The sequence below is a fragment of the Bacillus sp. WP8 genome (assembly GCF_000800825.1).
Classification (GTDB): Bacteria; Bacillota; Bacilli; order Bacillales; family Bacillaceae; genus Bacillus; species Bacillus safensis.
The window spans coordinates 1,269,991-1,295,844 of sequence record NZ_CP010075.1; the positions used below are offsets into that span (position 1 = coordinate 1,269,991).

Below are 25,854 nucleotides of genomic sequence, written 5' to 3' on the forward strand. Positions count from 1 at the left end.
GAGAGGTATTCAATTATGCGTGCTGCGCAAGCTTTTTACGAGCGACTTGAGCAGCTGTGACCATGTTTTTCAAAGCAGCAATGGTTTCAGGCTCTTGTCTAGTTTTTAGACCGCAATCCGGATTCACCCAGAAGCGATCTGTTGGACAAACGTTCAGCGCATCATCAATGATTTCGCTCATTTCTTCAACAGATGGAACGCGCGGGCTATGGATGTCATAAACGCCTAGTCCAAGTCCTTTCAAATACGGGTGCTTTTCTAAGTAATCGAGGAATCCGCCATGACTGCGTGAATGTTCAATTGTAATCACGTCAGCATCCAAGTCTTCGATCGTATCGACAATATCCTCGAAGTTACTGTAGCACATATGTGTATGAATTTGTGTGTCATTTTGAACGGATGATGTGGATAAACGGAATGACTCTGCTGCCCAGTTTAAATATTCTGCCCAATCACTTTCTTTGAGCGGAAGTCCTTCTCTTAGCGCAGGCTCATCCACTTGGATCACTTGAATACCAGCTGCCTCTAAAGCTTCTACCTCTTTACGCAAAGCGAAAGCGATTTGGAAAGCAATGTCTTTTCGAGAGATATCCGTTCTTGGGAAAGACCAGTTTAAGATGGTAACAGGTCCTGTCAGCATTCCTTTAACTTTTTTCTCTGTTAAACTTTGTGCGTAAACTGTCTCTTTCACTGTCATTGGCTCTGTAAACTCTACATCTCCATAAATGATTGGCGGCTTCACGCAGCGTGATCCATAGGATTGTACCCAAGCAAATTTTGTAAAGGCAAATCCGGCTAGCTTTTCACCGAAGTATTCAACCATGTCTGTCCGTTCAAATTCTCCATGTACGAGCACATCCAGGCCAATTTCTTCTTGAATATCAATCCATCGTTTTGTTTCTTTCTTAATAAATTCATCATACTCTGCATCTGTCCACTCATTTTTGCGCCACTTTTGACGAGCACTGCGTACTTCGGCAGACTGCGGGAAGCTGCCAATTGTTGTGGTTGGAAGAAGCGGGAGCTCAAGAGATTCGTTTTGGATACGCAGGCGTTCTTCAAAGGCAACTGGACGTTTAAAATCTTTCGATGAAAGATTGTTGCGTTCCGCTGTGAGATCCGCATTTGTTCCTTTTGCGAACTCTTTTAAGGTAAGAAGTGCTTGTGCTGCTTCGTTAATGTCGGCATCAATGGCAGCTGCTCCTTTTGTTAAACCTTCTTTTAATAATGTCAATTCAGCCAGCTTTTCAGTGGCATAAGATAGTCCGTTTAATAGTTTTTCTTCAAGCTGTTCACTTGGGTGCTTGGCAACTGGTACATGCAGTAAGCTGCTTGATGGCTGCAGCCACACTTCTTTCGGCTGAGCCTCAGCAATGACTTCAGAAATAAAGGATAATCTTTCCCCAAGATCTGATCTCCAAATATTTCTTCCATCAATGATGCCAGCTGCTAAAATTTTATCTTTCGGGAAGCCGTGCTTTTTCACTTGATCCAGGTTGCGCCCTTGATCATGGACAAAATCAAGACCGATTGCTTCAACAGGATATGTGACAAGCTCTTCATACGCATCTACTGAATCAAAGTAGGTTTGAAGAAGAATGTTCAAGCCAGGTACGGCTTCTTTGATCGTTTGATAAATTTCTTTTACGGATTTTACGTCTTCACTTGAAGCTGTGACAAGTGCAGGTTCATCAATTTGAACCCATTTGACGCCGGCTTCTTCAAGTTCTTTTAAAAGCTGCGTATAAAGCGGCACTAGACGCTGCTGGATTTCTTTCACTTCATTTGCTTCATAACCTTTAGAAAGTGAGACAAATGTATAAAGACCAAGTACAACCGGTTTTGTTTCAACACCAAATGCCTTTTTCACCTTTTCGTAAGCTTCAAGCGGTTTGTTGTGTGTGAGTTTAAATTCTGTGCTTTTTTCGTATTCTGGAACGATGTAGTGATAGTTTGTATTAAACCATTTTGTCATTTCACTTGAGACGGCATCTTTTGTCCCTCTTGCCATCGCGAAGTATGTATCTAGCGGGTCTTTTAAGCTGCGGAAGCGCTCTGGAATCCAATTGAACATAACAGCAGTATCCAGTACGTGATCATAGAAGGTAAAGTCTCCAGAAGGTACAACATCAATTTGTTGATCGATTTGTGTTTTAATGGCAGTTAAAAATTGTTCATCCAGTGTGCCTAAGAGGGTTTCGCGGTCTGTTTGACCTTTCCAGTAAGACTCAAGTGCTTTTTTCCATTCTCTGTTTAAACCAATTCGCGGAAAGCCTAGATTACTTGTTTTAACAATTGTCAATTCCAATTCCTCCTCTAAATATAAAAAGACATTTACGCTCATGATCAAGATTGATGAGGTAAATGTCTGGTTTAAAAGACAAAATGTGTGTGCGAAATAAGGCGTGAGTATCACCGACGCTTTTCCGACATCTCCTATCAACCGTAGGGGGTTTGATGTGATAGAGCGGCTGGTATCCTGGCTGGTGAATCTGCAAGCTTTTCATCCTTCCCATCCTAATGACAGTGGATTACTGAGAAAAGCTCTCCTCACTCACAGTGGCGGGACCGCGCCGGATTTTCACCGGTCTTCCCAATTAAAATTCGACGTGTAATCGAATTACCGACTCTCAAACTATGAATTTATTGTGTTCGATTATATAACGTTCACTTCATTTCGTCAAAGTAAATTTTGAATAATTTTAATTAAAAAAATCCTGAGAAAATTCTTACTTTTCTCAGGATCTCTATTTAAGCTATAGAGATAAAAGATCTGCTTCCAATGTTTTTTCTAAAAGGACATCAGGCGCAGTTAAATATAAAAATCCATTCCCTACAAGGGCTTTCGACTGTTTTAATGGAAGGGTTCTTCTGACAAGCTGAGCATAGATCTCAGGCTCTGTCAGCTTGCGCTGGAACGCTTCTTCTTCGGCATTTTTAATAATGGCTAGTGCACCGCTTACGTGAGGGGCAGCCATTGAAGTCCCTGTGAGCCTGCCATATTTATGGTTAGGGAGAGTGGATAAAATGTCTTCTCCTGGAGCAACGAGGTCGATTTCTTTATTGGCATTAGAAAATTCAGAGGATTCTCTAGCAAGGGAAACAGAACCGACGGCAATGACCTCATTGTATGCTGCTGGGTAGGAGAACTCTTCCGTACGCTCGTCCCCGTCCCCTTCATTTCCTGCTGCGCAAACAACAAGCACACCGCTTTTCACCGCATTTTGAATGGCTTCCTGCAGGGCTGGCTCATTGCTTGGACCACCGAGAGACATGGAGATAATATCAACCTTCTGCTCTGCAGCATAGTTGATGCCATCAATGATCCATTCATATTTTCCGCTGCCATTTTCACCGCCAAGAACTTTCACGATGAGCAGCTTGGCTTCAGGGGCAACCCCTAAAATTCCGCCATTTTGATCTGTTGCGGCAATCGTTCCTGCTACATGGGTACCATGCCCATTGTAGTCTTTGACATTTTCAGCATCTCCATCGTCATCATCGGTAAAGTTCTTTCCTCCGATAATCTGATCTTTTAAGTCGGGATGCTCTGTGTCACAGCCTGTATCAAGGACAGCAATGGTTATGCCTTTTCCTTTGAAGCCACTTGACCAAAGTTCGGGTGCTTTAATCTCCTGAATACTTTCCGGCGTCTCTTTCGCTTCCATCACATTGGCTTTTACTTCATACGGAATTAAGCGAATTTCACCTTTCATAAGAAAGCCCTCCTTATTTTGTTTTCAAAGTAGATTCAGGCTGCATAATGTTATTGTATAAAAGAAACTTTTGATCGGAAAGGGTCAATTGTAATAATTTTTCAAATAATCAATCTATTATCAAAAGTGCAGTTCTCCTCACTTATTGACGAAAGAGCTCACCTTTTGAAGAAAACTCTTGATATCATATGAAAAAGAAGGAAATGCTGCATAGTGAGGTTGCACCTGTACAGATGAAAATGGGTGAATAGAACTAAAATAGGCAGATTGAAAAAGAATCAATAGATGAAAGAAGAGAAGAAAATAGATAAACCATGAGAGCAGAATATTGCTTTTCAATGATAATTTTATAAAGAATAAGAAATGTAAAAAGTATTTGACATTTAAGGGACTAATGCTATGATTATAAATGTAAAGAATATTTGACATTTTATTTGAAAGGGGACTAAAGATTGGATTACGTAAAGGTTGTCTATTCAGTTATAATATTATTGATCGGATTGTTCATTTTGATCACTTCGATGATTCAAAAGGGTGATGAACGAAAGAGATTTATTTACTCGAAAGCTCAATCTTATGCGTTTATTGTGGTTTTCGGTATGCTTTTATTAGAAGTCGCACAAAATATTTTTCTAACGATTCAAGGGAACTCAAATCAGGGGATTGGGATTTCACCTATCGCGTTCCTGTCTGTGGTTTCAATAATATATGTATTCACATTCCTCATTTACAGAAAAAAATATGGTGATTAAATGCAGAATCATATTAGAGAGCTAAGAAAATCTAATAAATTGTCTCAAGAAGAATTAGCTAAACTTTGTAAGGTGTCGAGACAAACCATTAATGCGATCGAAAATGATAAATATGACCCCACTTTGCAATTAGCTTTTGACATAGCTTTTGTTTTAGGAACTTCAGTAGATCAGCTCTTTGTCAGCAGACCTATAAAAAAGTAAACAGGCCTCAAGATGAGGTCTTTTTTTGAGTGGTTAGCCGTTTTATTTTCCTTTCAATTGATGTGCGGTTACTGTGTTAAAAAACAACTTCATTCAATATATTTCTTCTTTTATGAAAAAATAGATGTGAAGATTGTGACTGTTCCAAATGAGAAAGGCAACATATAATAATGGAAAGACAAGCTTGCCTTTCAGATAGGAGAGATAGAGATGAACAAAGGGAAGATACTCGTAGTCGAAGATGAAAAGAAAATCGCAAGGGTGCTGTCACTTGAACTTGAATATGAAGGATATGAGGTGACAGTCAAAGAGACAGGAATGGCCGGCCTTCAGGCTCTTGAAGAAGACAGCTTCGATTTGGTGCTGCTTGACGTCATGCTTCCAGAGTTAAGTGGTCTTGAAGTGCTGAGAAGGGTTCGAAAGACAAATACAGCGACACCTATTATTTTGATTACAGCAAGGGGGAGTGTCCCTGACAAGGTAAGCGGGCTCGATCTTGGGGCGAATGATTATATAACAAAACCTTTTGACATAGAAGAATTATTAGCACGAATTCGCGCGCAGCTAAGACTGAATATACATGCACAAGAAGAAAAGGAGACAGAGCTGAGCATAGCAGATTTAACGGTCAACGAGAAAACAAGAGAAATACAAAGGGCTGGGCAAATGCTTGAACTCACGCCGAGAGAATATGATCTGCTTGTCCACTTACTGAACCATCAGCAGCAAGTGCTCACAAGAGATCAGCTTTTAACAGCGGTTTGGGGTTTTGATTATTTTGGTGATACAAACGTGGTTGATGTCTATATCCGTTATTTAAGGAAAAAAATCGATTACCCATTCGAAAAACAGCTGATTCACACAGTGAGAGGTGTGGGTTATGTGATGAAAGGATAAAGAATGAGATTAAAAAATAAGATTCAGCTTTATACGTCGTTGTCTTTGTTTTTAATGGTGCTCTTGTTTCATACAGCCATTTATTTTATTTTTTCGATGACCTTGACGCAAAAAGATATGTCCCGTTTGTCTGAGGTGGCTGAAAATATTGCCATTGCTTTAAAAAAATCAGAGGAAGAGGGTCTTCCGTCCTCGGAGCTGCTGAAGGCGTACCTGCCTCAAAATGGCATGATCCGTGTCGTGACAGAATCGGGAGAGTCAAAACTGACTGTCACAAAGGAATCAACGTTTAGCTCACTGCCTTTTACATACGAATCTGGCCAGACGGCTGAAATCAAAGAATACAATAAGCATATGGTTGCGTTCGCTGCTATTCCGGTCATTTGGACAAATGGTGAGATTATGTCGCTTCAAGTATATGAAGAAATCGAAAATACGGAAGAGAACTTAGCGTTATTAAAAATGATTTTAATCACAACCGGCGTTTTGTTTATTGTGCTTTCCTATTTTGCTGGCCACGTGTTAACAAAGCAAATTGTCCGGCCGATTAGCAGAATAACGAGTACCATGAAGGCAAGTATGAAAGAGAAGGCGTTTAAACGAATTGAATTAACAGGCGATTCAAAGGATGAACTATATCAAATGGGACAAACCTTTAATGAAATGTCCGAGATTCTCGAGAAGCATTATGAAAAAGAACAGCAATTTTTGCATGATGCCTCTCATGAATTAAAGACTCCTATTACCGTCATTATGAGCTACAGCAATTTACTAAAACGCTGGGGGCAAACACGTCCAGAGGTTGTAGAAGAATCTTCCCAAGCGATTCATGATGAAGCGAAAAAAATGAAAAGACTGACAGATCAATTACTGACATTGGCGAAAAACGGTCAGCCGTTATACTTGGATATGAAGCCGGTTGATCTTGGTCATTTGTGCAAGCAGCTATGTCATACACTTGAAGTGGCCACCAATCGAACGATCCAATTCCATGTGCAGACAGATCAGCCGCTGATCGCAGAAGGAGACGAAGAGAAAATCAAACAGCTTTTGACCATCTTAATTGATAATGCGGTCAAATATAGTAGAGAGCCAGTTGATGTGACCTGCGGATGGGCAGGAGACAAGCCGTTTATTTCAGTGATTGATCAAGGAATCGGTATAAAAGAAGAGGATCTGCCGAAAATCTTTGACCGCTTTTTCCGTGTGGATGAAGCGAGAAACAGCGAGACGGGCGGAACCGGTCTTGGTCTTTCAATTGCGAAGCAAATTGCAGAAGAACATGGGGCCGAGCTGAAGGTAGACAGCCGTATCGGCGAAGGGACAGCCATGACCATTCTTTTTCAGAAATGAATGGGTCTTTTCTCATCAATTTCTCATTTCCTCCTTATAAAATAGGAAATAGGAAGGAGGCGCTGCATGTCTAGAAAAACGAAAATGGTGCTTGCGCTCGCAGGATGTCTTGCAATTCTTGCGGCCTTTGCAATGCTCATGATCCAAACCATTGATCATAAAATATTAAGTGAAGCAGAAATGAAAAAAATGATCTCAAAAGACTACAATGGAAACATTACACATATTGATCTAATCAACCATAAACAGGACTATACATTGACGCTGGAAAATGCAAATGGCATCTACCAAATCATTGCATCTTCTTCAAGCGGTCAAATGAAAGAAATTAGACAGTTAAAAAGCTATCAGAAGCCGAATGAAAAAAATGCTGAGCTCCAGGCAGAAGAGGCGGCTGTTAAAAAGGTGAGCGGAACCGTCATTCAAAAAAAAGAGACGACAGATCGTTTTATTTTTACCATCCAATCAAAAAAAGAATTGTATCAAGTCGAGGTCGACAAACAGTCATTCAAGGTGCTTGAAGCAGAAAAGAAAAAACCAACCTCTAAAGAAAAGAAGCTCACAAAAATCACTGTCGAGGAAGCCATCCAAATTGCCGTCAAAGAAGTTGGCGGAACAGTGGATGATGCCGATCTTGAAACATTCAGCGGTATGCTCGTTTTTGAGGTGGAGCTGGATTTGCCTGACGGCAGAGAGGCAGAGGTGCTTGTGAACGCCTATACAGGAGACATTGAGGGCATTACGTACGAAAACTAATCCTTTTCTCATGATATTCTCATGTTTCTTTCCTTCCTTTATCATCTTGTTTTCTTAAGATATAGAAGAAATCAAAAAGAGGAGGAAATGAACATGATGAAAAAAGTACTAGTAGCTACTGCATTAACGGGAACTCTTGTCGCAGGTGGTTTCACACTTCAAGCGCAAAATACAAATCAAACAGCAAACGCCGAGCAAGTCGTGCAAAAGAAATCGTCTTTTGTTTCAAAGAAACAAGCTGAAAAAGCAGCCTTAAAAGTGGTGAAAGGCTATGTAGACGATGTGGATCTTGAGCGTAAAAAAGGAAAATGGGTGTATGAGGTCGAGATTAAAAAAGGCGGCTTTGAATATAAAGTATATGTCGATGCAAAAACTGGAAAAGCGCTGAATGATCCAGTCAAAGAAAAGAAACAGAATGTGAAGATCACGAAAAAACAAGCTGAAAAAATTGCTCTTGCAAAAGTAAAAGGCACAGTCACCGATTCTGATCTAGATAAAGAAAATGGTGTGTACATCTATGAAGTTGAAATCACAACACCTAGCGGCGAAGAAGTTGATTTTGAGATTTCCGCTAAAACGGGCAAAATCCTGAAGCAAGAATGGGATGATTAAGCCATCACCAAACCTTACACTTTCATGTGTAAGGTTTTTTCATTGGGACAAACTACGGGAAAGGAGGCGAGAGAATATGAAGAAAAAAGAAGAAGAGCAGACAATGGATTATGCGGAATACGTTCCGCATCCTGATGGAGAAGGATATGCTTTGTTTTTGCATGATTCCTTTCATCTCCTCTCCCAAGAGGATATGAATCAGCCGGAAGAGGAATAAAAAGACAGGAAAGGGCGATGGCAAGAGCTGTCCATCGCTCTTTTTTTAAAAAGTAAGCGAATACATAAGAATACTTGGCATCTTGCTTATTGACATCATTCCGCTTTTTCTGTAATCTCAGTGTGTTAACAATATGAGACTTCGTTAGGTGAGGCTCCTGTATGGAGATACGCTGCTGCCCAAAAATGTCCAAAGACGCCAATGGGTCAACAGAAATCATCGACATAAGGTGATTTTTAATGCAGCTGGATTTTATCCTATGCCATACAGTGCTAAAGCTCTACGATTGAAGGAGCAAGTGTTTATTTTGTCATGCTTACAAAGCGCCTTCATTCGGTTGAAGGTGCTTTTTTATGAGAAAAGGAGGTGTGGGGATGGATCATCCCGATTCGAGACACATAGAGAGTATGTCAGAAGATCAGATTGACGCATCAGACAGAGGAGATCCTGACCCCCGCACATTCTAAGGGATTCGGGTATCTCCTGATTTTGGGGAGGTAACAGCGATGATACAGAACATTACGTACGATGAACTCATTTTAAGAATCATTATTTTGTTAAGAGATGGCAAACGCAAAGAATTCAAAAACATTATGGAAGAACTTCAGCCATATGATATGGCCTATTTATTTAAAGAACTTCCAGAAAAACACCGCGGCCGCTTCCTTAGCTTTTTAACAGTCGATGATGTGACGGAAATGATGGGTGAGCTTGAGCGCGAGTACCAAGAAATTGTGCTTGAAAAAGTAGGGAAAGACAAAGCCACCTTCGTCACAAACAAAATGGATAACGATGACCTAGCCAACTTGTTTGATGAAATGGATGATGAGCTGAAAGATCAGCTTTTATCAAACATGGAGGCAGAGGAATCAAAGGCCGTCCAGCTTCTCATGAATTATCCTGCTGAGACAGCAGGCCGGATTATGACCAACCGGTACGTATGGATTCCTCAGCACTATACGGTTCAGGACGCAGTTGTGAAGCTGAAAAGCTTTGCTGAAATTGCAGAATCGATCAACTATTTATATGTTATTAACGATCAAAAGCAGCTTGTAGGGGTTCTGTCGTACCGCGATCTCATTTTAGGTGAACCAGATGAAAAAGTGCAGGATCTTATGTTTACAAGAGTCATTGCCGTTGGGGCCTTTCAGGATCAGGAAGAAATCGCCAAGCTGATTGAACGGTATGATTTTCTTGCCATTCCTGTTGTGGAAGAGAACAATGTCCTCGTCGGAATCGTCACAGTCGATGATATCATTGATGTCGTCATCCAAGAGGCAGGAGAAGACTATGAGAAGTTCGCAGCCTCCGGTAAAGATATTACATTCGACACGCCCGCTTTTGTTGCAGCATACCGCCGTCTCCCGTGGCTCATTTTACTTTTATTCATTGGGCTGATTTCAGGCAGTATTTTAAATTACTTTGAAGATACCCTTCAGCAAGTCGTCGCCTTAGCTTTCTTCATGCCAATGATTGCTGGGATGACAGGGAATACAGGGACACAGTCGCTAGCGGTCGTCATTAGAGGACTTTCAAAAGAAGAATTAACGAAAAAAACCATTATGCGCCTAATTTTTAGAGAGCTCCGGACCAGTATTTACATTGGGATTGTCTGTTCCATCATTATTACAGTCGTCGCAATGGTGTGGCAGGGCAATATGATTTTAGGTTTTGTTGTCGGGTCCTCACTACTTGCCACACTGATTATTGGAACGATGGCAGGTACGATCGTGCCTATTATTTTACACAGATTAAACGTCGACCCTGCTATTGCATCTGGGCCGCTTATTACAACATTGAATGATATTTTATCACTGCTCATCTATTTTGGAATTGCGACAGCGTTCCTCCATACACTTATGTAGCAAGAAGACTGTAAAACATGACGTTTTACAGTCTCAGCGCGCTGACAAACCCTTGCATTCGGTGTCAGTCCTTGCGTGCCGGTGCTCACGAATGTTCAATTCGCTCCGCTCCGCTCCGGTACTCGTCCTTCCTAGACTTCAAAGGTTTTCAGATCGCGCTGAAAGGTAGACAAAGAACCATCCTTTGTCCACAATCTAAGACTGTAAAACATGACGTTTTACAGTCTTTTTTTGTATAAAGATTGCATATAGCGCTTCCATCCTTTACATTTTAAGGAGAAGGTGGGAGAGAAACATGAAGAAGTTTTTATTCATTGTGATGTGTTTGCTTTTGCTGAATGCATGTCAAAGGGAAGACGAGGGGAAAGACCGGAGGCTAGTGGCTGCAGAGCATATGCTTGAAGCCATCACTGAAGGAAATAAAAGAAAAATGGAAGACGTCTACGTCGAAGGTGCGGTCCCGAGCCCAAATGACATTCTGAAATTGAAAAAAGAATGGGGCATAGACACAATTTCTTATGAGGATTTTCAATTAGAAGAAGCCAGCATTCATGTGTTCCATGCGAATTATGAAGATGCAAAAACCGGGAAGAAAAAGGCACTTGCCCTTCGGGTGAAAGAAGATCCAGAAAGAGGCGGTGTGCGAATTGACTTTGTAGGGGTTGTTGAAGGGTCTGAGGCATCCTCTAAATAAAAGTCAAGGTATATTTAAAAGGATAGAAGAGCTGACAAAAATTAGCTCTCCTATCTTTTTTTTATCACAAATCAGTTATACCCATTAACTCCATAAAGTGTGAGAGGGCACTGGTCATGTAAGAATCGCGGCGCCTTATAAACACAGTGGGTACTATTCTATGTGGCTCCGGTAATGGATGACAGGTAAAGCCGCCTTGCACCCGGGATTCAACCATAGATTTTGGTAATACGGTAACTCCCAGACCGTTTTCAACGCATTTAAGCACGCCCTCTAAAGTACCATATTCCATTACCTTCATAGGAGGATAACCGCTGCTCTCTAGCCATTGCTGCCAACGGCCTAAATAGATGCAATGAGCGAATGACGAGAGCAATGGTTCGTGTAAAATTGATTCTACCTGGAATTGCTCCGAGGAGTAGCTTGTAATCAGGACCAGGGATTCGTCCAATAAAGGATACTCCATAATTTCCGGATGAAGAATGGGCCCATCTACCAATGCGCCGTCTACCTTGTAGTTGAGAATAGAATTAACTTGATCTACTGTAGGTGCCATATACATACTCAATTCTACTTGTGGAAAATTCTTATGATATTCGGCAAAAATTTTTGGCAATCTTGTAGAAGCGGTTGACTCTATAGATCCAATGTGTAAAGTTCCCCGCGGAGTAGAGGAAAGCTTTACTGCCTCTATCGCTTCTTCGAAATCGTAGAGTAATTTGTTTACATAGGGCAATAGTTCGCGTCCTGCAGGTGTTAAAGATATCTTCTTATGATATCGATAGAGAAGAGGAACTCCTAATTCTTGTTCAAGACGTTGGATTCGTGCAGTAACATTGGACTGCACATAATTCAATTTCTGTGCCGCTTTTGTGATGCTTTGTTCAATTGCAACGGCTTTAAACACTTCCAAAGATTTAATATCCAAAATAACTCTCCTTTTTGCATCACAAATTGTGATCAACTATACATTATTTTTTGATTTTACGTGATCCAATGGAATAAGTAAACTTAAAGATATAAGAGGTTGATGCTAATTGTGTCCCTTGGTATCTGATCATGAGGAGGATGGTGAGGTAGGGAATTTTATCTAGGAAAAGAAAAACAAACGTTTCCAATGAATGAGGAGGGAATCTATTGATTTCAAAGACGAATGTCCAAGAGAAATTTTTGCAAATAAATGATTATTGGAATCCTAGAATAAGCGGAGAATTGAACGATTCATACATTAAGATGGTAAAAGTTAAAGGTGAATTCATTTGGCATCACCATGATGAAGAGGATGAAATGTTTTTTGTATGTAAAGGGAAGCTGGTCATCCGTTTCAGGGATAAAGAAATAGCTCTTAATGAAGGGGAGTTTATTGTGATTCCTAAAGGAATTGAACATCAGCCAATTGCTGAAGAAGAAGTTCATTTGCTATTAATTGAACCCAAAACGACGCTAAACACGGGGAATGTGGTCAATGAACGAACCGTTTCGATTCCTGAGCGAATCGATGAACACTAACTCGTTGCACTTAACAGGTGCGTTAGTTAAAAAAGAGGCAGCAATCGCTGTCTCTTTTTCATTCAGCAATTGCAACAATCAATACGAACAAAACTTTGATTTTAAAGAATAAGCGATTCTTTTTTTGTTTAACGATTTTTATACCGAAAGTGTGCATTAATCTGGCCTTCAAGCATTTTTTTCTTAAATTGTCCGCTTTTTAGCGCTTGTTCTTTTTTCTTCATGTCTTTTAAAATTTCAGCTGTCTGCACACCGTCTTCCCGTTTATTGGCGATGTCCATTAAACGTTCAACATCTGCAAAAGAATATTTCCGTGTGCCTCTTGTTGAGCGCTGGGGGTAAATGAGTTTACGTTCCTCATAATATCGGATTTGCCTGACGGAAAGCCCTGTTAACTCACTGACAATCCCGATTGAAATGACTTTTTTATCTTTATAAGATACATCTTCCTGCGTCATATACTCACCCCTGCAAGTCTTTTCTTCATATTATATAGAACGAGAAGTAAAAAAACCTATCGTTTGTTAGAAAATATAACACAAAAACGAAAAAAATGAAAAAACTATGGAAGGAAAGATAACAGATAATGTGCAATACATCTTACGCCGGCATATAATCATGGTGAGTTGACATAGGAGGAGGAGCATATAATGGAGCAAGCACAGATCATTCGTATGGCAAAAGAAATCATCGCATTAGATGTGAAGAGGGATGAATTGCTCGAGCAATTCATGCAGGCTGCGGGTCAGAATGCACATGCGCTTCTAAGGGCCATACAAAATGATTTGTATAAGAGGTCTTCATAAGCACCCGATCCAAATCACTTGATAGGAGGGGATAATCGGTGCGGCGTATATTAAAGGAAGCTTTAGCAAAAGAAAGACATTATTATACGAAGCAGCTATGTTCATTAGGGGTTTACAGCCCTGATGCGGCCAAGAACATGACAATTAGTGACTTAAAAAAAGAGTATCATTTCTTTTTCAACAAAACAGAGCGCTGTTTGTAAAAATCCCTTGAAATGTGCGTATGTCACATAAAGGGTTCTTTTTTTGTGTTTAATATTATAGCAATATTGAATTTTGTAGAAATTTGGCGAATGGAGTGCAAGAAACCATAGATTCTTTACAGATTATGTTAAAGTGTGTCGCATCTTGATGGTTTGCTGAAAAAGCTTTTTTTCGAGATGATTGTGAAAAATAAGAAGGATTTTAAAAGTTTATATCGAAAACTTATACATAACACGAATGGAGTCACTTATGTGGTTGAAAGGGTTTTCAAAAACGTACTTCTATTTTTTACGAAAGGCTCCAACTGCACCGCAAGACAGCCTTGAAGTTAAAAAAATATTATAAGAGGTAGATATGTGATGAGACTATCGTTTAATGAAGAAGAAGTAGAACGCTCAATGACGCTTTACAAAGTTTTTGCAAGAGCATTTAAAAGCGTTTCAGAACACAGTATTAGAGACAGCAAAGAGCATGGGTTTAATCCAACTGAATTTGCCGTACTTGAATTACTGTACACGAGAGGTGCTCAAAAGCTTCAGCAAATCGGCTCAAGACTCCTGCTTGTCAGCGGGAATGTGACGTACGTAATTGACAAATTAGAACGAAATGGTTTCATTGAAAGAGAACAGGACCCTAAGGATAAACGTTCGGTTTATGCCCATTTAACGGATAAAGGGCGAAGTTATCTTGACAAGATTTATCCGATCCACTCTCTTCGGATTGCGCGTGCATTCTCTGGTCTGACGCGTGAAGAACAAGAGCAATTGATTAGTCTATTGAAAAAAGCAGGTATTCACAGTCAGCATTTATTATTTAGATAAAACGAAAAGGTGCCATGATTGGCACCTTTTCGATTGTTGATAAAGGGCTAAAGTGATCTTTATTTTAGCCCTTTGTCTTCTTCTCGGCTCAGCGTGACAGAAAACCTTTGAAGTCTAGGAAGGACGAGTACCGGAGCGGAGCGAATTGAGCATTCGTGAGCACCGGCACGCAGGACTGACACCGAATGCGAGGGTTTGTCTGCACGCTGGAAGGTGCCATGATTGGCACCTTTTTTATGTATCAAGATGCGCCGGATAGGCGATGAATTTTTCAATATCGCTTGCTGGCAGCGGCTTGGCATAATAGAACCCTTGCAGGTCGTCACAGCCCTGGGCAGATAATAGCTGGGCCTGTGCAAATGTTTCAACACCTTCTGCTATCACTTCGAGAGATAATTGGTGTCCCATCGCTATAATAGCCCCTGTAATCTGTTCTGACTTTGAATCACTTAAAATATCCTCAATAAAGGATTTATCAATTTTCAGCCGATGAATAGGTAAATCCTTTAAATAGCTTAAGGAGCTGTGGCCTGTACCGAAATCATCAATACTAATGCGGACGCCAAGCTGTTTTAGCGATGTCAGCACTTGTTTTGATTGCTTGATATTGTCCATTGTCATACTTTCTGTGACTTCAAGCTCCAAGAGGGACGGTTTCAGGTCGTATTTTTTCAGTGTCAGCTTGATCAAATCAATTAAGTCTTCAGAATTGAATTGTTTCGCAGATAAATTCACAGCCACAGGGATCTTTAGCCCATCGTCATACCACCTTTTTGCCTGCTTGCCAGCCGTATCAATGACCCATCTGCCAATATCGATGATCAGTCCTGATTCCTCTGCCAGCTCAATAAAAGCCTCAGGTGACTTTAAGGAACCATCTGGTGCCTTCATTCTTAAAAGGGCTTCAACCCCAGTCATCTTTCTTGTTTTGGCACTGACTTGCGGCTGGTAGTGAAGGACAAATTGTTCTCTTTGAATGGCATCCCTCAGCTCCAGCTCCCGGTTTAACCTGTCCTCACTCAATCTTTCCATGGATTCGGTAAAGAACTCATAACGGCTTTGCTTATGTTTTTTGGATAAATACATGGCCATATCGGCTTTTCTCATCAGCTCCATTCCGTCTTTGCCATTTTGCGGAGAGATAGCGATTCCAATGCTGATGGATGTAATGAGCTGATGGTTCTGGATGAAAAAAGGACGTTCAAATTGATGGATGATATTTTTAGAAAATTGTTCGACTTTATATGTATCATGATCCATGTGAGGAAAGATCATTAAAAATTCATCGCCGCCAAGTCTTGCGATAAAGCCATTGTCCGGTAAACATTGCGTCAGTCTATTTGCGGCAGCTTTCAGCAGTAAGTCTCCGATGTTATGCCCAAGTGCATCATTAATAATTTTAAAACGATTTAAGTCAAGAAACAGAACCGCTGTTGATGTTTTTGACTTTTCTTGAGCGGAGAGAACATCATTTAAATGATTAATGCCGTGGCGGCGGTTAGGAAGCTCTGTTAATGCATCATAATGTGCCATCACATGAATTTCTTTTTCTGCTATCCGCTGCTGCGTTAAATCTTTTAAAACAAGATAAATGCTGTCGAGTGAATTGTTTACATGGACAGGTATGTAAGTGACATGATAATAATAAAAACGATCTGCTGCTTTCAGTTCTGCTTCGCGTGTAATGGCTTTTTTTGACTGAGAAATAAATTCTTCCCACAATTCAGTAGGCATCACATATTGGCTGACATCATCACCAATCTTAGAATTGCACAACTCTAAGATTTGTTTACCTGAGTCATTTGCAGAAAGCACCTTTCGATGGACAGATAACACGATAATACCGTCTATATTATGCTTGATCAGCGATTGAAACCGCTGTTCATTTTCCTTCAGCTGATCTGACTGTGTCATGATCCGGTGATCAATATAGGCACCAAAGATCATCAGCGTTTGGACAATCAGTGTCATCAATCCGATGAAAAGCGACAGGCTAAATGGCGACATTTCAAAAAAACCACCTGCATCGGCCTGTCCATTTGAATGATAAAACATGGTAGAGGCAGCCATACCAGTATAATGCATACCTGCTATAGCACCGCCCATCAACATTGAACCAAGACCCTTTAAAAGATAATTCTCCCGTTTACTTTTAGTGCGGTCAACACGAAAGAAGAGTTTCAATGAGAAGTAGGAGGTAATGGCAGCAATGAAAAACGAAAGAAAAAAGAGGACTGGATCATAGCTGATTGAGACATTGGCCATTGATTCCATTCCAAGATAATGCATGCTACAAATAGCTGAACCCATGGTGATTGAACTAATGAGCAGCCGTCTTCTAGAGAGCTGCTTTTGAATGCATATTGAAAAAGCGATCAAGGATCCGATAAATGAGGCCAAAATCGATAAAATCAGTAAGTATGTATCATATGTGATGCCAACACGCATTTGAAATGCCATCATGCCAATAAAATGCATCGACCATATCCCCATTCCCATGATCATTGCACCAATGAGCAGCCATACCTTTTTCTTTGCACCGCTTGATTGTGCTACCCTGCTGGCTATATGAAGAGCTGAGTAGGAGGCAACAGCGGCGACAGCGATTGACAGAAAGACAAGCCATCCGTTGTAGCTTCCTGTTAAATGGGTCATGTAAGAAAACCTCCAGTACTTTAAAACAGACATATACTTAATATATCGGATCGAATGGCTTCTGTGTTCACCTTTCCTTCACTTAAATACAATAATCAACGTTTTTTTCACCCTTTTTTTATAGTAAAATCAAATTTAATGTAAAAAAACGACGAAAAGCGAATCGTTTCTTTGGTTTTATTCGTTTAATATATGGTGTGATTCTAAAAGAGATAGGATCAGTCAAATGATTATGTTTGAAAGGGATTGATAAACATCGAAGATTTTATTATTTCTTTAGCTGATGCCTTTAAGAACTTGTCATACTTTGGCATCTTCCTCGCATTATGCATTGAATTTGTACCTGCTGAAGTGGTTTTGCCTCTTGCGGGTTACTGGGTCTCAGAAGGGGACATGGCTTTTATCGGTGTTGTGGCGGCCGGCTCCATTGGCGGCGTGGCAGGTCCTTTGACCTTGTACTGGTTAGGACGTTACGGCGGCAGACCCTTTTTAAATAAATATGGAAAGTACTTTTTTATAAAACCTGAGTCGCTTGATAAATCGGATGCTTTCTTTGAAAAGCATGGTGGATTCGTCGCATTCAGCGGCCGGTTCATACCAGGGGTCAGAACACTTATCTCCATCCCGTGTGGCATTGCCAAGATGAATGTGTGGGTCTTTTGCCTGTATACGTTTTTGGCAATTACACCAATTACGTTTGTGTATGTGTATCTTGGATTTATGCTCGGAGAGAACTGGAAAGAGGTTGGCGCCATCTTAGATCCATATCTTTTACCAATTGGGATCGGTGTGGTGTTATTGTTTGTTCTCTACTTATTGCTAAAACGAAGAAAAAGAAAAACAGAAACGCCAACTGCCTAATCAATGGATCGAAGTGAATTTCACCTGTTGACAATCCAGTGTCTATTGATTAAGATATAAGTAATCTAAATATTCTAAATCCCGCCAAAGGGGAGTAGCGTCCGGTTTTTACCGGAAACAAAGTCGTCATTACATGGACTGATGTTCATCGGCTTTGTTGGCATGATTCTACATATCACATGTCTAGCAAGACCTTTGCCATTACAGGCAAAGGTCTTTTTTGCATTCATAAGCCTTTGTCTGTTGTGGGACAATAGATAAAAACAAGGAGGAATGATGATGGATGCAGCCATTATTTTAGAGTACGGGTGGGTTCTACTCGTACTGATTGGATTAGAAGGGATTTTAGCAGCTGATAACGCGCTGGTCATGGCCGTGATGGTCAAACACCTTCCTGAAAAACAAAGAAAAAAGGCACTGTTTTACGGACTTGCAGGTGCGTTTGTCATGCGATTTGGTTCTCTGTTTCTTATTTCGTTTTTAGTGGATGTATGGCAAGTTCAAGCCATTGGCGCAATTTATCTTCTTTATATTTCCATTCACCATATTTTAAAATCGCACGTATTTAAGAAAAAGGAAACTGAAACAAATATGAAACAAAGCGGCTTCTGGGCAACAGTCGTGAAAGTAGAGCTTGCCGACATTGCTTTTGCTGTTGATTCCATTTTAGCGGCCGTCGCTTTAGCTGTGACACTGCCGAAAACAAGTCTTCCGCAAATCGGTGGACTCGATGGCGGTCAATTTATTGTCATTCTTTTGGGCGGTATTATTGGTCTTGTCATTATGCGATTTGCAGCAACGGTCTTTGTGAAACTGCTCAAAACAAGACCGAGCCTAGAAACAGCAGCATTTGTCATTGTCGGATGGGTGGGTGTGAAGCTCACGCTTTATACACTGTCACATCCAGCCATTGGGGTCGTATCGTCTCATTTTATCCATTCAGCATTATGGAAAGTGATTTTCTGGACAGTGCTTCTCGCAATTGCAGCATTTGGCTGGTTTTTATCAAATCCATCAAGAAAAGGCGGGCAGGAAAACGAGGAGAAACAAGAGGCACGCCTGGGAGAGTAGGTTTTTTGAAAGAAATATCATTTCATTTTCATAACACGTATATTACAAATAAGGGGGAGATACCCCCTTATTTCTTTGCTTTTAGACGAAACATTGTAAAGTAGATGATGACATACATGTCATAATTGAGTAACAGGAAATGAATTCCTCATTTCTTCCTTTGCGCTTCCCTCATAAATTAGCTATCATAAATGAGTAATATAGGGAGAACTGAGGTGAAACCATTGCTTAGCCTTTTGTTTAAAAAAGGAAAGAAAAAGCAAACATTAGAGCAGTCGGCTATCAGTATTCAACAAGGTGATAGCGAACTGCAAAATGCATTAATAGAGCAATACAAACCATTTGTCGCTAAGACGGTTTCATCCGTTTGTAAACGATATATAGATGAAAAAGATGATGAATTCAGCATAGGCTTAATTGCCTTTAATGAAGCGATAGAAAAATACTCTGCCGAAAAAGGAAACTCACTGCTTGCTTTCGCAGAATTAATTATTAAAAGAAAAGTGATTGACTATATTCGAAAAGAAGCAAGAAATGCGCCAACGGTTCAAATGGACCTGCAAGAAAGTGAGAATGGCGAATACTCTCAAAGCATGATTGAAGCAGAGCTCTCTGCAAATGAATATAGGCGTTTAATTGAACAAGAACATAGAAGAGAAGAGATTGAACATTTTAAAGAACGACTGAAAGTATACGGTCTCACGTTTCAAGAGCTGCTTGAGCATTCACCAAAGCATGCAGATGCCAGGCAAAATGCCATTAAAGTAGCCCATACACTCGTTGAACACGATGAGCTGAGAACGATTTTATTTCAGAAAAAACAATTGCCGGTCAAACAGCTGGAAAAGCTAGTGGAAGTCAGCCGCAAAACGATTGAGAGAAATAGAAAATATATCATTGCGATGGCGATCATTATGACAGGTGATTATGTGTATTTGAAAGATTACCTTAAAGGGGTGCTTAATTCATGAGAAGAGGCATTATAGTAGAGAAAAACAAAAAATATGTCACGCTGCTGACCCCTGATGGACAATTTCTGCGGACAAAATATGAAGAGCAAAACTATGAAATCGGCCAAGAAGTGACATTTCCAAATGAATCACGTCTTGAAAGAAAAAGAGCCGGTTTTTTTGACCTGCTTCGTTTACGTCCTTTAAATGCAGGAATCCTATCAATAGCAGCGATTATTGTCGTAATTTTTACTATGATGCCATCTTTCTCAAGTCAAAAAGCATATGCGTATATGACAATTGACATTAACCCAAGCTTTGAGCTGAAGCTTGATCACAATTATCAAGTGATCGGTGTCACACCGCTGAATAAAGATGCGAAGCAAGTACTGGCGAGTATGAAGGATTTAGAAAAAAACGACATGACCAAAGTCGTGCAGGAAATTATAGATGACTGTGACAAAAAAGGATATGTGAACGACTCTAAAAGTATTTATATTTCAACCGTTTATGAAAACAAGCAGGACAATACATATAAAACAAACGTAAAAAGCAAAATTAATACCATTTCTGGTGAATATCAAAAACGCAATTATAAGCTGGAAGCTGTGGAAAGTGACCTGGAAACAAGGGAAAAAGCTCAAAAGGCAGGCATTTCAACAGGAACATATATTAGAAATCAAGAAATGCAAGACAAAGAACATGAAAATATCAAAAAGGATGAAGACGCAGCAGAGAACGATGCTGTGAAGGAAGAAGATCCTAAGAAACATGATGAAGAACAAGCAGATAAAGACAAACAAGAAGACGTAAAAATAGACGATAGCAAAGAGATGCAGCCAGATCAAGAGGCTCCAGAAGCTGAGGACAAAGAGCAGAAGGAAGCAGAGAGGGAAGAGCAAGGATCTGTTCAAAAGCCTCAAAAACCTGAGGATGAAAGCAAAGACAACAAAATAAAGGAAGAAAAGGTTCCTTCTTTCGATAAAGAGCAAAAAAAAAATCACTCAACTGATCGTGATGAAAGAAGACACTGGAACGGACCATCACGTGGTGATGCGGAAAAACACGCAAAAAAAAACCGCAGGGATCTGAACAATCCTTCCGCTGAACAAAAAAGAGAACATGCAAAGCAAAAAGGGAAAGGTGCACCGTTTCCTTATCGCGAGAACAGGCATGAGCACACATATGAACAATAAAAAAACGCCAGAATAGCTCCGGCGTATTTCACCATGTCTTTATTTAGATTGATTGCCCATTTGTGATTGAGCTTGTTGAACGAGTCTTTTTGTGATTTCACCACCAACAGAACCGTTAGCACGTGAGACTGTATCTGAACCGAGAGTGACGCCAAATTCTTGCGCGATCTCGTATTTAAATTGATCTAAAGCTTGTTCTACTCCAGGAACAAGAAGTTGATTTCGATTTGCCATGTCATATTCCTCCTTTCACCTCATGTTTGTTGCGCCTTCTTATTTTGAAAAAAACGGCGTGCAATTATGCTGGCAATTGCTGTACAAAAAAGCCGAGGTGATGGAAGTCACCTCGGTTCTTATTTATCCCTTATTCAGCTGCAGCGTATTATACATCATTTCTTGAGCTGTGCTTTGCAAATGAGAAGTAAAGACAGAGAAGACGGTAGAACTGATAATGCCTTTAATCAAATGCCATTGGCTCTTCGTTAATTCTGTAAACTCGTCATGGAGCTTGTCTGTCTGCTCCTCGGTTATTTCTCGTAAATTTGTTTCCTTTAATGGAAATTGTGTATGGTGATAAATAAAATCAAGGACGTGCGCATATGCTTCATAAAAACGGATTGGACTAATAATATCATCTGTTCGATCTGTGATGGTGTTAAATAAGGCAGATAAGATCACACGAATGGTATCGAAGTCAAAAACTGATTTTAAATCCCTGACAATTAATAAAATAACGACCTGATCAATAGAGTATTTTTTGCCAAGCTCTGGATGGCCAATCATATCTTTAATATCACGTTTGATCCAATTTTGAATCGCCGTCGATTTAAGAGAAGTCAGCTCACACAAGTTGCCAAGCTCAACAATTTCATTTGTAGACAGACCATGCTCTGATTTTTGCTTCCGCCGTTCAAGCTTCTCAAAAAAAGACGGGATCTTTAATTCATCATAGTCATGATCCTTGCCATTTTTTACAGATAGTTTCAAAAGCTGAAGCGGAGTCAGATCTCCCTCTCCTTTTAGAGAATACAGAAGTCTTGTCATGTCAATTCTCGTTAATTTAAAAGTAACCATGTTCCACCTCATTTGTACGTCAAAACGTGATTATTGATCTAATTCAACATCATAGTCTCTTTTTGATGAAAATGCAAAATAAACTCAAAATCAAAGCCGGCGCGTCACAATTTGTTCACTTTTATGCTGGGACAAATGTCGTAAATATTGATGTGACGGGGCTTTAGCCGTTATGATAAACAGAGAAAGTGATTCCTTTTTCCTTGCAATTTGAGACGTTTATTTTTATAATTTTATTAATAAGTTCATTTGAACTTAATATGACAGCGGAGGTTATGTATGGGTAAGAGAATATTTCTGTTTATATTAACGAACATTCTTGTTATCACTACGATTGGTATTGTACTGTCGGTTATTAGTGCAGCAACTGGTGTTGGTTCTTATATAGGAGCAGACGGAAGACTTGATATCCTTTATCTTCTTGTATTCAGTGCAGTTGTTGGTTTTGTTGGCTCGTTTATGTCACTTGCAATGTCTCGTTGGATGGCAAAAATGATGATGGGTGTACGTGTGTTAAATCCAGAAAAGGATTCATTAACATATGATGAGCAGCAGCTTGTTGACCGCGTGCACAGACTTTCAAGAGCAGCAGGCCTTTCTAAAATGCCTGAGGTTGGTATTTATCAATCATCTGAAGTAAATGCATTTGCAACAGGTCCTTCTAAGAGAAGATCACTTGTTGCGGTATCAACTGGATTGCTTCATGAAATGGATGATGCAGCAGTTGAAGGTGTAATCGCCCACGAAGTTGCTCACGTTGCAAATGGTGACATGGTGACAATGACGCTGCTTCAAGGAATCGTCAACACGTTCGTTGTCTTCCTTTCAAGAATTGCGGCATGGATCGCAAGCCGTTTTGTTTCACGTGAAGAGCTTGTGCCGATTGTTCACTTTATCGCTGTGATTGTTTTCCAAATCATTTTCTCTGTCCTAGGAAGTCTTGTCGTGTTTGCATATTCTAGACACCGTGAATTCCATGCAGACCGCGGCGGAGCCGACCTTGCAGGTAAAGATAAAATGATTCATGCGCTTCGTTCACTTGAGGCGTACACGTCAAGAATCAAAGATGATGACCAAACAGCAGTCGCTACGCTAAAAATCAGCGGTAAACGAAAAGCTTCTCTTTTCTCAACACACCCTGATTTAAATGAAAGAATCAGAAGACTTGAAGCAAAATAAGAAGGACGAAAAGACATTCTTTTACAGGATGTCTTTTTCTTTTTGATGAAAAAGAAAATAAAGCATAAAATAGCTTTAAAATCATGTCTCTTTTCATTAAAATGATAAAGGTATTCGAAAAGATAGATAAAAGAAGGAATGACAATGAATCCTATAAAAAAGCTAATTGACCGGCTGTCAGCGTTTCAGTTGATTGCCCTTTATTATTTTCTTGCTGTAACCGTGTCGCTTATTCTTCTCAGCCTTCCAGTGGCTCATCAAGAGGGGGTCAAATGGACATTCATTGATGCCTTGTTTACAGCGGTGAGTGCTGTAAGTGTCACAGGACTGACTGTTGTCGACACCTCACAAACTTTTAGTGTCACAGGGATGTGGATCCTTGCGTTTGTTCTGCAAATCGGAGGCATTGGCATTATGACGCTCGGTACCTTCGTATGGCTTGTCATGCGAAAAAGAATTGGAATTAAAGAAAGAAAACTTATCATGGCAGATCAAAACCAGAGCAATTTATCTGGAATTGTAAAACTAATGAAGCAGGTCTTATATTTGATTTTACTGATTGAGTTTGTCGGCGGGCTCATTTTAAGCATGTATTTTCTCAAATATTATGATGTGCAAGGAGCTTTCTTACATGGTTTCTTCTCGAGTATTAGTGCGACAACCAATGGGGGCTTCGATATTACGGGGAGCTCACTTATCCCTTACAAAGATGATTATTTCGTCCAGTTTATTACGATGCTGCTGATCATCTTTGGAGCGATTGGTTTTCCTGTGCTAGTGGAAGTGAAGGATTATTTGTTCAATCAGGACCGAAAGCACGCATCGTTCTCATTGTTTACAAAAATCACAACGCTCACGTTCGGCGGTCTTGTCGTTGTTGGAGCGATTGGGATATATGCACTAGAGGCCGGGTTTAGCTTCGTAGGGAAGAGCTGGCACGAAATCTTGTTTTACTCTTTGTTTCAATCGACTGCAACAAGAAGCGGGGGGCTGACAACGTTAGATATTACGCAGCTGACCGAACCGACGCTTTTATTTTTATGTATGCTCATGTTTATCGGGGCTTCCCCAAGCTCTGTGGGGGGCGGAATTCGGACAACTACGTTTGCCCTTAATTTACTCGCATTGTTTCATTATGCTAGGGGAAACAAGTCCATCAAAATCTTCAAGAGGGAGCTTCATCAAGCAGATATTAATAAATCCCTTATGGTGACCATGATGGCTTTTATTTTGGTTTTTGGCGCTACGTTCCTGTTATCCTTAACAGAGCATAATACACTTCTTGAAAATTTATTTGAAGTTTGCTCTGCTTTCGGAACAACGGGACTGTCGCTTGGGATTACCTCAGATCTCACTGTGTTTGGTAAATGTATCATCATGATTGTCATGTTTATTGGACGGATCGGTATTCCAAGCTTTTTATATTTAATCGGCCGAAGAGAAAGCGAAGCGAATTATCATTATCCGAAAGAGCGCGTCATCATTGGCTAAACAGCATTCAATTTGAATGCTGTTTTTTTATTTCCATTATCTAACTGGCTAAATCACATGGGATGTTCGCAATCTATAGGTAAGAGGTGAACGAGACGTGCTGGATGTGTTGTGGAAAGCAATTGTCATGCTGCTAGTTGGTACCTTGCTGCTGAGAATAGCAGGGCCTAAATCCATTAGTCAATTAACTGTACAACAAACAGTGATTATGATTTCAATCGGATCGATTATTATCCAACCCTTTATTGAGCATAATTTACTTGAAACCATTTATGCAGCTACCATCTTTATTGTGGCACTTGTCATTATGGAAAAACTGTCGATTCAATCTGATTTCTTTGAAAAGTTGCTTTCAGGCAAATCGGTCGTGATTTTACAGGATGGCGAAATGCTTGATCATAAGCTGAAGAAAACAAGGCTCACAAGGGACGAATTTAGAATGCGTTTAAAGCAGCAAGGCATCACTGACATCAGCAGTCTCAAAAAAGCCACGCTAGAAGCCAATGGACAAATTGGCTATGAGTTAAAACCTGAGGAAAAGCCAGTGACGGTCAAGCAGATGAAGGAATTCCTTGACCAATTAAGAGAAGAACTAAACCTGCCAAAAAAGGACTGAATTCAGATGAAAAGAAAAGCAGCGAAAAATGAAGCATTAACAAATAATATGACGCCGACAGAAAGCATGGCACATGATCAAGGACAAACCCAATTTGATGAACAATCAAGAGATCGTCAGGCAAACCGAAATTCTCATAAAGGGAAACAAGGGGGGGCATCTCGTGACTAAGAAGCATGTGAAGAGCAAAGAGATGAAGGACCATAAAAAGCCGATGGACCCAGATATTTTAGAAGAGGAATTTGGCAGTGAGCTTGGAGATATCAACAGCAGCAAATGGATTGATACGTTGATGAAGCCAAAGAAAGATGCTGCATGTAAGCAGAATAAGAAATAGAAAAAACGATCCAATCAG

Annotated in this window: 28 protein-coding genes and 3 riboswitches; of the genes, 21 read left to right on the forward strand and 7 right to left on the reverse strand. The window is 40.2% G+C overall.

Translation table 11 applies throughout. From position 1 onward, the window contains the following. Positions 1 to 13 precede the first annotated feature (13 nt). The gene (metE, locus tag QR42_RS06270; RefSeq protein WP_039178018.1) at positions 14 to 2,302 is read right to left on the reverse strand and encodes a 5-methyltetrahydropteroyltriglutamate--homocysteine S-methyltransferase; all 2,289 of its coding nucleotides are present in this window, start codon (positions 2,300 to 2,302) and stop codon (positions 14 to 16) included. A gap of 150 nt (positions 2,303 to 2,452) precedes the next feature. Continuing rightward, positions 2,453 to 2,644, reverse strand: a riboswitch (cobalamin riboswitch). Between the two features lie 112 nt (positions 2,645 to 2,756). Beyond that, complete coding sequence (locus tag QR42_RS06275) at positions 2,757 to 3,716, reverse strand: S8 family peptidase (protein ID WP_039178019.1); 960 nt, start codon at positions 3,714 to 3,716, stop codon at positions 2,757 to 2,759. 752 nt (positions 3,717 to 4,468) lie between these two features. Here QR42_RS06275 and QR42_RS06285 point away from each other — a divergent pair. From QR42_RS06285 to QR42_RS06315, 8 genes are all read left to right on the forward strand, one after another. Continuing rightward, positions 4,469 to 4,672: a helix-turn-helix transcriptional regulator gene (locus QR42_RS06285; RefSeq protein ID WP_039178022.1), complete on the forward strand. Its 204-nt coding sequence runs from the start codon at positions 4,469 to 4,471 to the stop codon at positions 4,670 to 4,672. A gap of 210 nt (positions 4,673 to 4,882) precedes the next feature. Continuing rightward, positions 4,883 to 5,569 carry a response regulator transcription factor gene (locus QR42_RS06290; protein ID WP_039178024.1) on the forward strand — a complete coding sequence of 229 codons (687 nt, stop codon included), beginning with the start codon at positions 4,883 to 4,885 and terminating at the stop codon, positions 5,567 to 5,569. A gap of 3 nt (positions 5,570 to 5,572) precedes the next feature. Further along, the gene (locus QR42_RS06295; protein WP_039178026.1) at positions 5,573 to 6,922 is read left to right on the forward strand and encodes an ATP-binding protein; all 1,350 of its coding nucleotides are present in this window, start codon (positions 5,573 to 5,575) and stop codon (positions 6,920 to 6,922) included. Positions 6,923 to 6,988: 66 nt separating this feature from the next. Next, complete coding sequence (locus QR42_RS06300; RefSeq protein ID WP_039178029.1) at positions 6,989 to 7,678, forward strand: PepSY domain-containing protein; 690 nt, start codon at positions 6,989 to 6,991, stop codon at positions 7,676 to 7,678. Between the two features lie 93 nt (positions 7,679 to 7,771). Then, complete coding sequence (locus tag QR42_RS06305) at positions 7,772 to 8,290, forward strand: PepSY domain-containing protein (protein WP_039178030.1); 519 nt, start codon at positions 7,772 to 7,774, stop codon at positions 8,288 to 8,290. A gap of 76 nt (positions 8,291 to 8,366) precedes the next feature. Beyond that, on the forward strand, positions 8,367 to 8,507 hold the full coding sequence (locus tag QR42_RS19415) for a hypothetical protein (protein ID WP_180272400.1): 141 nt from the start codon (positions 8,367 to 8,369) through the stop codon (positions 8,505 to 8,507). Positions 8,508 to 8,640: 133 nt separating this feature from the next. Beyond that, positions 8,641 to 8,805, forward strand: a riboswitch (M-box (ykoK) riboswitch). A gap of 208 nt (positions 8,806 to 9,013) precedes the next feature. After that, positions 9,014 to 10,372: a magnesium transporter gene (gene mgtE, locus QR42_RS06310; protein ID WP_039178033.1), complete on the forward strand. Its 1,359-nt coding sequence runs from the start codon at positions 9,014 to 9,016 to the stop codon at positions 10,370 to 10,372. Positions 10,373 to 10,667: 295 nt separating this feature from the next. Further along, complete coding sequence (locus QR42_RS06315) at positions 10,668 to 11,066, forward strand: metal ABC transporter substrate-binding protein (RefSeq protein ID WP_039178034.1); 399 nt, start codon at positions 10,668 to 10,670, stop codon at positions 11,064 to 11,066. Positions 11,067 to 11,130: 64 nt separating this feature from the next. On the opposite strand, the gene QR42_RS06320 is transcribed toward QR42_RS06315, so the two are convergent. After that, positions 11,131 to 11,994 carry a LysR family transcriptional regulator gene (locus QR42_RS06320; protein ID WP_039178036.1) on the reverse strand — a complete coding sequence of 288 codons (864 nt, stop codon included), beginning with the start codon at positions 11,992 to 11,994 and terminating at the stop codon, positions 11,131 to 11,133. Positions 11,995 to 12,203: 209 nt separating this feature from the next. Here QR42_RS06320 and QR42_RS06325 point away from each other — a divergent pair, with 209 nt between their 5' ends. Continuing rightward, positions 12,204 to 12,575 (forward strand): cupin domain-containing protein, encoded by a 372-nt coding sequence (locus QR42_RS06325; protein ID WP_081258444.1) that lies wholly within the window; start codon positions 12,204 to 12,206, stop codon positions 12,573 to 12,575. A 128-nt stretch (positions 12,576 to 12,703) separates the two neighbouring features. On the opposite strand, the gene QR42_RS06330 is transcribed toward QR42_RS06325, so the two are convergent. Next, the gene (locus tag QR42_RS06330; RefSeq protein WP_024424656.1) at positions 12,704 to 13,033 is read right to left on the reverse strand and encodes a MerR family transcriptional regulator; all 330 of its coding nucleotides are present in this window, start codon (positions 13,031 to 13,033) and stop codon (positions 12,704 to 12,706) included. 192 nt (positions 13,034 to 13,225) lie between these two features. Between QR42_RS06330 and QR42_RS19420 the strand changes: the two genes are divergently transcribed. The 3 genes from QR42_RS19420 to QR42_RS06340 all read left to right on the forward strand — a co-directional run bounded on the left by QR42_RS19420 (position 13,226) and on the right by QR42_RS06340 (position 14,406). Continuing rightward, positions 13,226 to 13,381, forward strand: a complete 156-nt coding sequence (locus tag QR42_RS19420; protein ID WP_185847124.1) for a hypothetical protein — start codon at positions 13,226 to 13,228, stop codon at positions 13,379 to 13,381. A gap of 38 nt (positions 13,382 to 13,419) precedes the next feature. Beyond that, complete coding sequence (locus tag QR42_RS06335) at positions 13,420 to 13,584, forward strand: hypothetical protein (protein WP_024426818.1); 165 nt, start codon at positions 13,420 to 13,422, stop codon at positions 13,582 to 13,584. A gap of 357 nt (positions 13,585 to 13,941) precedes the next feature. Then, entirely contained in the window at positions 13,942 to 14,406 is a 465-nt protein-coding gene (locus tag QR42_RS06340) for a MarR family winged helix-turn-helix transcriptional regulator (RefSeq protein ID WP_095408317.1), read from the forward strand. Between the two features lie 234 nt (positions 14,407 to 14,640). Here the strand turns inward: QR42_RS06340 and QR42_RS06345 are convergent, their stop codons facing one another. Then, entirely contained in the window at positions 14,641 to 17,061 is a 2,421-nt protein-coding gene (locus QR42_RS06345; RefSeq protein WP_039178040.1) for a bifunctional diguanylate cyclase/phosphodiesterase, read from the reverse strand. Positions 17,062 to 17,307: 246 nt separating this feature from the next. Between QR42_RS06345 and QR42_RS06350 the strand changes: the two genes are divergently transcribed. The 4 genes from QR42_RS06350 (at position 17,308) to QR42_RS06365 (ending at position 21,139) form a co-directional block, all read left to right on the forward strand. After that, complete coding sequence (locus QR42_RS06350; protein WP_039178042.1) at positions 17,308 to 17,922, forward strand: DedA family protein; 615 nt, start codon at positions 17,308 to 17,310, stop codon at positions 17,920 to 17,922. 77 nt (positions 17,923 to 17,999) lie between these two features. Then, positions 18,000 to 18,170: riboswitch (yybP-ykoY riboswitch) on the forward strand. 31 nt (positions 18,171 to 18,201) lie between these two features. Next, the gene (locus tag QR42_RS06355) at positions 18,202 to 18,993 is read left to right on the forward strand and encodes a TerC family protein (protein WP_039178043.1); all 792 of its coding nucleotides are present in this window, start codon (positions 18,202 to 18,204) and stop codon (positions 18,991 to 18,993) included. Positions 18,994 to 19,208: 215 nt separating this feature from the next. Next, positions 19,209 to 19,964 carry an RNA polymerase sigma factor SigI gene (gene sigI, locus QR42_RS06360; RefSeq protein ID WP_039178045.1) on the forward strand — a complete coding sequence of 252 codons (756 nt, stop codon included), beginning with the start codon at positions 19,209 to 19,211 and terminating at the stop codon, positions 19,962 to 19,964. After that, positions 19,961 to 21,139: an anti-sigma factor domain-containing protein gene (locus QR42_RS06365; protein ID WP_039178047.1), complete on the forward strand. Its 1,179-nt coding sequence runs from the start codon at positions 19,961 to 19,963 to the stop codon at positions 21,137 to 21,139. The genes sigI and QR42_RS06365 overlap by 4 nt, the downstream gene beginning before the upstream one ends. A 39-nt stretch (positions 21,140 to 21,178) precedes the next feature. On the opposite strand, the gene QR42_RS06370 is transcribed toward QR42_RS06365, so the two are convergent. Further along, a complete protein-coding gene (locus QR42_RS06370; protein WP_024424662.1) occupies positions 21,179 to 21,373 on the reverse strand; it encodes an alpha/beta-type small acid-soluble spore protein in 195 nt (64 codons plus the stop codon). A 123-nt stretch (positions 21,374 to 21,496) separates the two neighbouring features. Beyond that, the gene (locus QR42_RS06375) at positions 21,497 to 22,213 is read right to left on the reverse strand and encodes a DUF1836 domain-containing protein (protein ID WP_039178049.1); all 717 of its coding nucleotides are present in this window, start codon (positions 22,211 to 22,213) and stop codon (positions 21,497 to 21,499) included. A gap of 279 nt (positions 22,214 to 22,492) precedes the next feature. On the opposite strand from QR42_RS06375, the gene htpX reads away from it, so the two are divergent. From htpX to QR42_RS19430, 5 genes are all read left to right on the forward strand, one after another. Beyond that, the gene (htpX, locus tag QR42_RS06380; RefSeq protein ID WP_039178050.1) at positions 22,493 to 23,392 is read left to right on the forward strand and encodes a protease HtpX; all 900 of its coding nucleotides are present in this window, start codon (positions 22,493 to 22,495) and stop codon (positions 23,390 to 23,392) included. A 144-nt stretch (positions 23,393 to 23,536) separates the two neighbouring features. Further along, entirely contained in the window at positions 23,537 to 24,883 is a 1,347-nt protein-coding gene (locus QR42_RS06385; RefSeq protein ID WP_084096377.1) for a TrkH family potassium uptake protein, read from the forward strand. A gap of 97 nt (positions 24,884 to 24,980) precedes the next feature. Continuing rightward, entirely contained in the window at positions 24,981 to 25,499 is a 519-nt protein-coding gene (locus tag QR42_RS06390; RefSeq protein ID WP_039178055.1) for a DUF421 domain-containing protein, read from the forward strand. A gap of 6 nt (positions 25,500 to 25,505) precedes the next feature. Beyond that, the gene (locus QR42_RS19425; RefSeq protein ID WP_087975542.1) at positions 25,506 to 25,670 is read left to right on the forward strand and encodes a hypothetical protein; all 165 of its coding nucleotides are present in this window, start codon (positions 25,506 to 25,508) and stop codon (positions 25,668 to 25,670) included. Next, a complete protein-coding gene (locus QR42_RS19430; RefSeq protein ID WP_189292461.1) occupies positions 25,663 to 25,836 on the forward strand; it encodes a hypothetical protein in 174 nt (57 codons plus the stop codon). The genes QR42_RS19425 and QR42_RS19430 overlap by 8 nt, the downstream gene beginning before the upstream one ends. Positions 25,837 to 25,854: the final 18 nt, after the last annotated feature.